Origin of the sequence: Zoogloea sp. 1C4 (assembly GCF_009469605.1) — a bacterium.
In the GTDB taxonomy this organism is placed as follows: Bacteria; Pseudomonadota; Gammaproteobacteria; order Burkholderiales; family Rhodocyclaceae; genus Zoogloea; species Zoogloea oryzae.
Genome location: NZ_SSXU01000001.1, coordinates 538,952 through 547,112, shown reverse-complemented (window position 1 = coordinate 547,112; position 8,161 = coordinate 538,952). Strand labels below are relative to the sequence as shown.

General features: G+C 67.8%; 6 protein-coding genes, 2 tRNA genes, 1 rRNA gene and 3 pseudogenes. 11 read left to right on the top strand and 1 reads right to left on the bottom strand.

The window, feature by feature from the left end; all coding sequences use genetic code 11:
* Positions 1-18 precede the first annotated feature (18 nt).
* Together rrf and GH681_RS02525 are read left to right on the top strand one after the other, a co-directional pair.
* A 5S ribosomal RNA gene (gene rrf, locus GH681_RS02530) occupies positions 19-131 on the top strand.
* Positions 132-285: 154 nt separating this feature from the next.
* Positions 286-390 (top strand): annotated as a pseudogene (locus GH681_RS02525) (IS5/IS1182 family transposase); the annotation flags it as partial.
* Positions 391-398: 8 nt separating this feature from the next.
* On the opposite strand, the pseudogene GH681_RS02520 reads toward GH681_RS02525, so the two are convergent.
* Positions 399-704: pseudogene (locus tag GH681_RS02520) on the bottom strand (integrase core domain-containing protein); the annotation flags it as partial.
* Between the two features lie 43 nt (positions 705-747).
* Here GH681_RS02520 and GH681_RS02515 point away from each other — a divergent pair.
* The 9 genes and pseudogenes from GH681_RS02515 to GH681_RS02475 all read left to right on the top strand — a co-directional run.
* Positions 748-1,128: pseudogene (locus GH681_RS02515) on the top strand (helix-turn-helix domain-containing protein); the annotation flags it as partial.
* A gap of 134 nt (positions 1,129-1,262) precedes the next feature.
* Entirely contained in the window at positions 1,263-2,126 is an 864-nt protein-coding gene (folD, locus tag GH681_RS02510; protein WP_153159867.1) for a bifunctional methylenetetrahydrofolate dehydrogenase/methenyltetrahydrofolate cyclohydrolase FolD, read from the top strand.
* Between the two features lie 49 nt (positions 2,127-2,175).
* On the top strand, positions 2,176-2,694 hold the full coding sequence (gene purE / locus GH681_RS02505) for a 5-(carboxyamino)imidazole ribonucleotide mutase (protein WP_153159866.1): 519 nt from the start codon (positions 2,176-2,178) through the stop codon (positions 2,692-2,694).
* A gap of 16 nt (positions 2,695-2,710) precedes the next feature.
* Positions 2,711-3,865, top strand: a complete 1,155-nt coding sequence (locus GH681_RS02500; protein WP_153159865.1) for a 5-(carboxyamino)imidazole ribonucleotide synthase — start codon at positions 2,711-2,713, stop codon at positions 3,863-3,865.
* Positions 3,866-3,878: 13 nt separating this feature from the next.
* Positions 3,879-4,859, top strand: coding sequence for an L-threonylcarbamoyladenylate synthase (locus tag GH681_RS02495; protein WP_153159864.1), 981 nt, complete (start codon positions 3,879-3,881; stop codon positions 4,857-4,859).
* Positions 4,860-4,911: 52 nt separating this feature from the next.
* Positions 4,912-4,987: transfer RNA gene (locus GH681_RS02490), tRNA-Ala, on the top strand.
* Between the two features lie 60 nt (positions 4,988-5,047).
* Positions 5,048-5,132: transfer RNA gene (locus tag GH681_RS02485), tRNA-Tyr, on the top strand.
* A gap of 184 nt (positions 5,133-5,316) precedes the next feature.
* Positions 5,317-5,931 carry a TetR/AcrR family transcriptional regulator gene (locus GH681_RS02480; protein ID WP_153159863.1) on the top strand — a complete coding sequence of 205 codons (615 nt, stop codon included), beginning with the start codon at positions 5,317-5,319 and terminating at the stop codon, positions 5,929-5,931.
* A complete protein-coding gene (locus GH681_RS02475; protein ID WP_228111750.1) occupies positions 5,928-8,045 on the top strand; it encodes a PEP/pyruvate-binding domain-containing protein in 2,118 nt (705 codons plus the stop codon). Before GH681_RS02480 ends, GH681_RS02475 begins: the two co-directional genes overlap by 4 nt.
* Positions 8,046-8,161 lie beyond the last annotated feature (116 nt).

Below are 8,161 nucleotides of genomic sequence, written 5' to 3'. Positions count from 1 at the left end.
GAACGGTACAAGTTACAGTCTGACGACCATAGCGTCTTGGAACCACCCCTTCCCATCCCGAACAGGACCGTGAAACGAGACCGCGCCAATGATAGTGCACACACGTGCGTGAAAGTAGGTCATCGTCAGACTCACCATTCAACACCCCCTCAGGCAAAATGCCTCAGGGGGTGTTACGCTTTGGAAACAACAAAGCCGAAAAGAAACGGTCTAAAACCGTTCGTGCGTGACCTCGAACGCCGCCTGCCACTGCTCACCGACGGCTTGAAGGGGGTGGCCACCCCGTGGCTCGAACGTGCCCGGCGCGTCCCCACCCAGCGGCGCTAGGACAAGGACAGGTTGTACGCCCTGCACGCACCTGAAGTCGAGTGCGTCGGCGAGGGCAAAGCGTGTAGTGGTCAAGTAACACCGGACACCTCGATAGGGTGCTGTACAGCGGTTTTCCGTTCATAGGCCGTGGGCGGCAGGTAGCCCAGCGTCGAGTGCAGACGGACGTTGTTGTAGAACCCGACGATGTAATCGGTAATGTCACGACACGCCTCGGCGTGGTTGGCGTAGTCGTTCTGCCAGACCCGCTCCCTCTTCAGATTGAGGAAGAAGCGCTCCATGACAGCGTTGTCCCAGCAGTTGCCTTTGCGACTCATGCTGCCCGTCAGGCCATGGCGGCTCAGCAAGGCACGGTGGGCTTCGCTGGCGTACTGGGCGGATTCAACCGGTCGTCGCAACACCTTCTTACTGGAGGTTTGTATGGGGCGATCCGCAGGGTGGCAAAAGCAGGATACAGGTCGAGAGACAATGCGCTCGCCTGGCGCACCCTCGCTTTGCCGTGAGGTTGAGCGGCGGTTCTGGGTGCAGATCGCAACCGGCATCACGAGCGAGAAGGCGGCAGAAGCAGTTGGCGCATCACAGGCTGTAGGCTCGCGTTGGTTTCGTCATCGTGGAGGCATGCCCTTGTTCATGTCGAATCCTGTGTCCGGGCGGTACTTGTCATTTGCCGAGCGCGAAGAGATAGGAATGCTCCGCGCCCAGGGCGTTGGGGTGCGGGAGATTGCTCGGCAAACCGGGCGAAGCCCATCGACGGTGTCGCGGGAGCTGGTTCGCAGTGCCGCCACACGCGGTGGTCGGCTCGTTGAGGGTAGTTGAATATTCAAGGGGCGACTATCTCGACGTTTGCCGCAGTCTGCCCGATGCCGTGCGGCTGGTGTGCGTGAATCACGGCTAAGTCGTGGTAGACTCTCAGGTTTTTCCTGAGGGGCGCTCGCATGACGGCTCGCATTATCGATGGCAACGCGCTTTCCGCGAAACTCCGCGGAGAACTCGCCGCGAAGGCGGCTGAACTGACCGCACAGGGCACCCAGCCCTGTCTGGCGGTGATCCTGGTGGGCGGTGATCCGGCTTCTGCCGTTTACGTGCGCAACAAGGTGGCTGGCTGCGAGAAGGCCGGCATCAAGTCCCTCAAGTTCGAATATCCGCAAGATGCCGCCCCTGCCGACGTGCTGGGCAAGATCGCCGAGCTCAACGCCGACCCGTCGGTGCACGGCATCCTGGTGCAGCTGCCGTTGCCCAAGCAGTTCGACGAGAAGGAAGTGCTCGAGGCGATCGCCGTCGAGAAGGACGTGGATGGCTTCCACGCCGAGAACGTCGGCCGCCTGTCGCAAGGCCAGGAAGCCTTCGTGCCGTGCACGCCCAACGGTGTGATGGAGATGCTCAAGAGTATCGAGATGCCCCTGCGCGGCGCCGAGGCCGTGGTGATCGGCCGCTCCAACATCGTCGGCAAGCCGATGGCGATGCTCCTCACCGCCGCCGGCGCCACCGTCACCGTGTGCCACTCGGGCACCCGCGACCTCAACTTCCACACCCGTCGCGCCGACATCCTCGTCGCCGCCATCGGTAAGCCCAAGTTCGTCACCGGCGACATGGTCAAGCCGGGCGCCACCGTCATCGACGTGGGCATCAACCGTCTGCCCGACGGAAAGCTCTGCGGCGATGTGGATTTCGAATCCGCCAAGGAAGTCGCTGGCGCCATCACCCCGGTTCCCGGTGGCGTGGGCCCGATGACCATCACGATGCTGCTGGTGAACACCGTGGTGTCAGCCGAACGCAGCCTCGCCAAACTCAAGGGCTGATGCCCGGTCCGCGCCTTCGGGCGCATTCTGAACACAGTCTGGACACGCAATGAACGCCTCTTCCACCTTGACCCAAAACTCCTCGCCGGTGATCGGCATCGTCATGGGCTCCAACTCCGACTGGCCCACGATGCAGGCTGCGGCCAAGGTGCTGAAGGAGTTCGGCGTGCCCTTCGAGGCCCGCGTCGTCTCCGCCCACCGCACCCCCGACCTGATGTTCGAGTACGCGGAAGCAGCCCGCGCGCGTGGCCTTCGGGCGATCATCGCCGGGGCCGGCGGCGCCGCCCACCTGCCGGGCATGATCGCCGCCAAGACAACCCTGCCGGTGCTGGGCGTGCCGGTGCAGTCCAAGGCGCTGTCGGGCAAGGATTCGCTGCTGTCCATCGTCCAGATGCCCAAGGGGATTCCCGTGGCCACTTTCGCGATCGGCGAGGCCGGGGCCGCCAATGCGGGCCTCTTCGCCGTGTCGCTGCTGGCTGCAACCGATGCCGCCCTCGCCGACAAACTCGACGCCTTCCGCGCCGAGCAGACCGCCAGCGTGCTGGCCATGACCCTCGACCCGATCTGATTCCAGGATTGACCCGATGATCCTCCCGCCCGCCACCCTCGGCATGCTCGGCGGCGGCCAGCTCGGCCGCTTCTTCGTCGCTACGGCCCACGAAATGGGCTACAAGGTTTGGGTGCTCGACCCCGATCCCCACAGCCCGGCCGGGCTGATCGCCGACCGCCACCTGCAGGCCGGCTACGACGACTTCGCCGCCCTCGACACCCTGGCCGACGCCTGCGCCGCGGTGACCACCGAGTTCGAGAACGTCCCGGCGGACACCCTCGACTACCTCGCCAAGTTCGTCCCGGTGCGCCCGGGCGCGTCGGCCGTCGCGGTGTGCCAGAATCGCATCGCCGAAAAATCCTTCCTGCGCGACAACGGCCTGCCCCACGGCCCGTTCGCGGTGATCCAGTCGGACGCCGATATCGCCGCCGCGCCCGCCAGCCTCTACCCGGCCATCCTCAAGGTGGCCCGCTTCGGCTACGACGGCAAGGGCCAGGCCCGCGTCGCCAATGCCGCCGAGGCCCTGCACGCCTTTCACCAGTTCAAGAACGAAGACTGCGTGCTGGAGCAGATGCTCACGCTGGATTACGAAGTCTCGGTGGTGCTCGCCCGCGACGAGAACGGCAAGGTGAAGTGCTTCCCCACCGTCGAGAACCAGCACACCCGCGGCATCCTCGATGTGTCCATCGCCCCGGCCCGCGCCAGCGGCTGCCTGCGTGATTCGGCCCAGGAGTACGCCGAGCGCATCGCCGAGCGGCTGGGCTTCATCGGCACCCTGGCGGTCGAGTTCTTTGTGAGCCGCGGCGAACTGGTCGTCAATGAAATGGCGCCGCGCCCCCACAACAGCGGCCACCACACCATCGATGCCTGCGTCTCCAGCCAGTACGAGCAGCAGGTGCGCGCCCTGTGCGGCCTGCCGCTGGGCGAGACGACCCAGCACAGCGCCTCGGTGATGGTCAATCTGCTCGGCGAGCTGTGGTACGAGGGCGGCGAGCCCCACGGCCGCTACCGCGAGCCCGACTGGTCGATTCTCCACGCCGTGCCCGGCCTCAAGCTGCACCTGTACGCCAAGCACCACGCCCGCCACGGCCGCAAGATGGGCCACTTCACGGTGGTCGGCAGCGACGCCGCCGACGTGCTCGCCAAGGCCTTGGCCGCCCGCGCTGCCATCGGTATTCAGAGCGACTGATCCAGCAGGCTTCATGAACCACATCCAGCAGGCCGTCGCGCTACTCCGCCGGGGCGACCTCGTCGCCCTGCCCACCGAGACGGTCTATGGCCTCGGCGCGGACGCGATGAACCCCAAAGCCTGCGCGAAGATCTTCGCCGCGAAGGGCCGGCCTTCCGACCACCCGCTGATCGTTCATCTGCCCGACGCCGAGCAGTTGCCGGTGTGGGCGCGGGCGATCCCCAAGGAGGCCATCGCGCTGGCCCGTGCATTCTGGCCCGGCCCGCTCACGCTGATCCTGAAAAAGCACGAGGACGTGCCCGATCTCGTCACCGGCGGGCAGGATACCGTCGGCCTGCGGGTGCCCAACCACCCGGTCGCGCTTGAGCTGCTGCGCGCCTTCGGTGGCGGCATCGCGGCGCCGTCCGCCAACCGCTTCGGCCGCATCAGCCCGACCACCGCCGCCCACGTGCGCGAAGAGTTGGGCGATCGCGTGCCACTGATTCTCGACGGCGGCCCGTGCCAGGTCGGCCTCGAATCCACCATCCTCGATCTCTCCCGCGACGTGCCGGTGATCCTGCGTCCCGGTGCCATCGGCGTGGACGACATCGCCCGCGTCATCGGCCGTCGCCCGCGCCTGCGTGGCGAAGACGAAGGCGGGCAGGGGGGTGACGCGACGCCTCGGGTCTCCGGCGCCCTTGCCGCCCACTACGCGCCGCGCACGCCACTGGAGCTGATTGCGGGCGCCGATCTGCTGGCGGCCATCCAGCCCGGCGATGCCGTGCTGGCCCGCATGGCGCGTCCGGACAGCCTGCCCGACGGCCTGCGCTGGGTTGTAGCCGCGCCGGACGCCGCCACTTACGGCCACGATCTCTACGCCGCGCTGCGCGATCTCGATGCCGCCGGTTGTCGTCGCATCCTCGTCGAAACCCCGCCGGCCAGCCCGGAATGGTCGGCCGTCATCGACCGCCTTGGCCGTGCTGCAGTGGGATCGGGCGAAGACGACGAAACCTGAAAGAAGGGGCTTTTCAGCTGAAAAAACCGCCGCTATAATGCGCGGCTTACGTGGGCCGATAGCTCAGCTGGGAGAGCGCCGCGTTCGCAATGCGGAGGTCGTGAGTTCGATCCTCATTCGGTCCACCACCGGTTTCAAAAAATGCCAGCAGGTCTGCCTGTTGGCATTTTTAATCTGCAGCACCCCGTGGAGGGGTTCCCGAGCGGTCAAAGGGATCAGACTGTAAATCTGACGGCACTGCCTTCGAAGGTTCGAATCCTTCCCCCTCCACCACCCCGATATCCGAAAAGGCCCTGGCGCAAGCCCGGGCCTTTTTGCTTTTTGGGTGCGTGAACCGCCTTGTTCAAAAATAGTGAACGACGTATAGTTTTATTCATCGTTTAGCTATGGAGGCGGGCATGTTCGAGCAAACTCATCGATTGATCAGGTGGTTGCTGGCGGCGGTGGAGTGTCGGCCATGACCGATATCCTTCCGGCCGAACCCGGGCGCCGCGAACGCAAGCGGCAGCAGCAGCTCGACCACCTGGCAGATACGGCCTGGGCGCTGTTCGAGGCCGAAGGCTTCGAAGCGGTGACGATGGAGCGCATCGCTGATGCCGCCGACGTGGCCAAGGGCACGCTCTACAAGCACTTCCCGGTGAAGGAGGCGCTGCTGCGGCATCGCTTCCACCGGGAGCTGCACGCCGTGTGGCCGGAGATCCAGCCCGAGATGGCCGCGGCCGCGCCAGGGCCGGCGAGGCTGGCGTGTTTCTTCCGGCTGCAGGCGCGCTGGTGCGAGAGCCGGCGGGGCTACCTGCTGCCCTATGTGCGCTTCAGGCTGGCCGATCCGCAGCTCACCACCGACAAGCGCGAACGCAGCGGCATGGATCGCATCTTCACCGAGCTGATCGCCCAGGGGCAGGCGGCGGGCACGCTCCGCGCCGACATCCCGGCTGCGCTCTTGGCGGGCTACCTCCAATTCACCCATCTGGCGACCCTGCTGCGCTGGCTGACCGAAGACGGTCTGTCGCTGGAGGTGGAGCTGACACGCATGCTGGAGCTGGCGTGTAGCGGAATGGGAGCGCGGTCATGAACATGCAGCCGGAGATGTATCCGCTCGATGCGGCAGTGGCGGCCGACGCGGCGCCCGAGGTGGTCGGCGGCAAGGGCCTGCAGCTTGGGCTGCTGGTGCGCTATGGGCTGCCGGTGCCGGATTTCTTCGTGTTGCCGGCGGCGTGGAGCCGTCAGCGCGGGCGCGACGACGACGATCTGCAGCAGATCCTCCACGCCGAACTTGTCGCCCGGGGCTGGCTGGATGTGCCGCTCGCCGTACGCTCGTCGGCGGTGGGCGAGGACGCGGCGGCGGCCTCGTTCGCCGGGATCTACCGCTCCTGCCTAAACGTGCGGGGTGTGGCTGCGTTGATGACGGCGGTGGGCGAGGTGTGGGGCTCGCTGGATACGCCGACGGCGGCGGCCTATCGCACCCGCCTCGGGCTCTCCGGCGAGCCGTTGATGGCGGTGGTGGTGATGCCGCTGCTGGCTGCCGGGGCCTCCGGCATCGCGTTTACCTGCGACCCGGTCAGTGGCCGTGAGGACAGGCTGATCGTGCACGCCCAGTGGGGCCTGGGCGAGACCCTGGTGGGGGGCGAGACCGATGGCGACGAATACGTGTTTGCCGAAGACCGGGCCGACGTCTGGCGGGTGATCGCGCAGAACCGCGGCGGCAAGGGCACGATGAGCGTGCCGGCGCCGGCGGGCGGCACGACCCGAACCGCGGTGGCGCCGGCCGACGCGGCGCGGGCGGTACTCGACACCGCCCAGGCCGAGGCGCTGGCCGCGCTGCTCCGTGATGCGGCGCTGGCCCTCGATTTCGTCGCGCCGTTCCACGATCTCGAGTGGGTGTGGGACGGCGCCGATTTCTGGCTCACCCAGGCCCGCCGCGTCACGCGCCGGCCCCACAACACCTGTCCCGCGCTGCGGGGCAAGCCGGCGATCTGGACCCGTGGCAACACCTGCGAGGTGATGCCCGAGCCGCTCTCGCCGATGGACTGGGCCTTCTCGCGGCGAGGTGTCAATGACCTGCTGGAGCCCGGCTGGCGCCTGGCCGGCCAGGCCTTGCTGCCGGGTGCCCAGCGCGCCGGGTTGTTCGATGGGCGGCTGTACCTGGAGGCGTCGATCCTGCAGTGGGAGGCGCGCTCCGCCATCGGGCTGCTGCCGGAGCGATTCAACGCGATGATGGGCGGGCACCAGCCGTGCATTGAGGTCGCCCCGCCGGGTTGGCGGGAGCGCCTGCGACACCTGGGCAACACGCTGCGCTGCCTGCGCCGGGCGCCGGCCCTGCGGCGCCGGGGGTTGGCGGAGGTGGCGTCGATGCACGCGCTGTCGCGGGAGATCCGCAGCGCGCCGCTGCCGGGCGACTGCGAAGGCCTGTTCCGGCAGCTCGACCGCGTGCTGCGGCTGACCCGCGAGGCCGAGGGGATGCATTTTCTGCAGGGCGCGGGCGGGGCCAGCCTGAGCATGCTTCTCGACAGCATGGAGAAGCAGTTTCCGGGCGAGGGTGCGGCGATCGGAGCCGGGCTGCTGGCCGGCGGCGAGCCGAGCGTAACGGCGATCCAGGGCTTTGCCCTGCTGGATCTGGCGCGGCAGGCCGCCGGCCTTGAGCGGCCGCTGGACGCCCCAGCCTTCGCCGCTGCCTTCAAGGCCTTTCTCGACGCCTACGGCCACCGCGGCCCGTACGAAACCTACCTCCGCAACCCGCGCTGGGACGAAGCGCCCGAACTGGTGCTGGCGCAGCTGCCGGCACTGGCGGAGATCGATGCGGCGGCCCTGCGCGAACGGCAGCGTGGTGCGGCCGCCGCCGCGTGGCAGCGCATCCGGCGCGACCTGCCCTGGTGGCGTCGGCCGCTGCTGGCCTCGGTGGTGCTTGCGGCCAACCGCGAGTGCAACCAGCGCGAGGCAGCCCGCAGCGGCCTGATCTCGATGCTGGCGGCCGGCCGGCGGATCTGGCTGGCGATCGCCGGGCAGATGGTGGAGACGGGCGGCTATCTTTCCCACGGGGCCATCGTGGCGCGGGAGTTCGCGCTGCCGGCGGTGGTCAATCTGCCGGGCGTCCTCGACCTGCTGCAGGACGGCGACGAGGTGGAGGTGGATGGCCTGCGTGGAACGGTGCGGCGCATCGGTGGGTCGCGACGGCCTGCGGCCGGTTGAGGCTTTCGTCATGGCGGCGGCGGGGGGCGATGTGTATGATCGTGCGTCGCCCGCCATGCCCCGATCCGGGGTGGGCCCACGATGAACCCCAGCGGCTGCCGGACCGGCGTCCGGCC

Excerpts from the sequence above, each read along its gene's own strand:
- GH681_RS02500 (WP_153159865.1), top strand. The coding sequence starts at position 2,711 with ATGATCCTCCCGCCCGCCACCCTCGGCATGCTCGGCGGCGGCCAGCTC.
- purE (WP_153159866.1), top strand. The coding sequence starts at position 2,176 with ATGAACGCCTCTTCCACCTTGACCCAAAACTCCTCGCCGGTGATCGGC.
- GH681_RS02475 (WP_228111750.1), top strand. The coding sequence starts at position 5,928 with ATGAACATGCAGCCGGAGATGTATCCGCTCGATGCGGCAGTGGCGGCC.
- folD (WP_153159867.1), top strand. The coding sequence starts at position 1,263 with ATGACGGCTCGCATTATCGATGGCAACGCGCTTTCCGCGAAACTCCGC.
- GH681_RS02480 (WP_153159863.1), top strand. The coding sequence starts at position 5,317 with ATGACCGATATCCTTCCGGCCGAACCCGGGCGCCGCGAACGCAAGCGG.
- GH681_RS02495 (WP_153159864.1), top strand. The coding sequence starts at position 3,879 with ATGAACCACATCCAGCAGGCCGTCGCGCTACTCCGCCGGGGCGACCTC.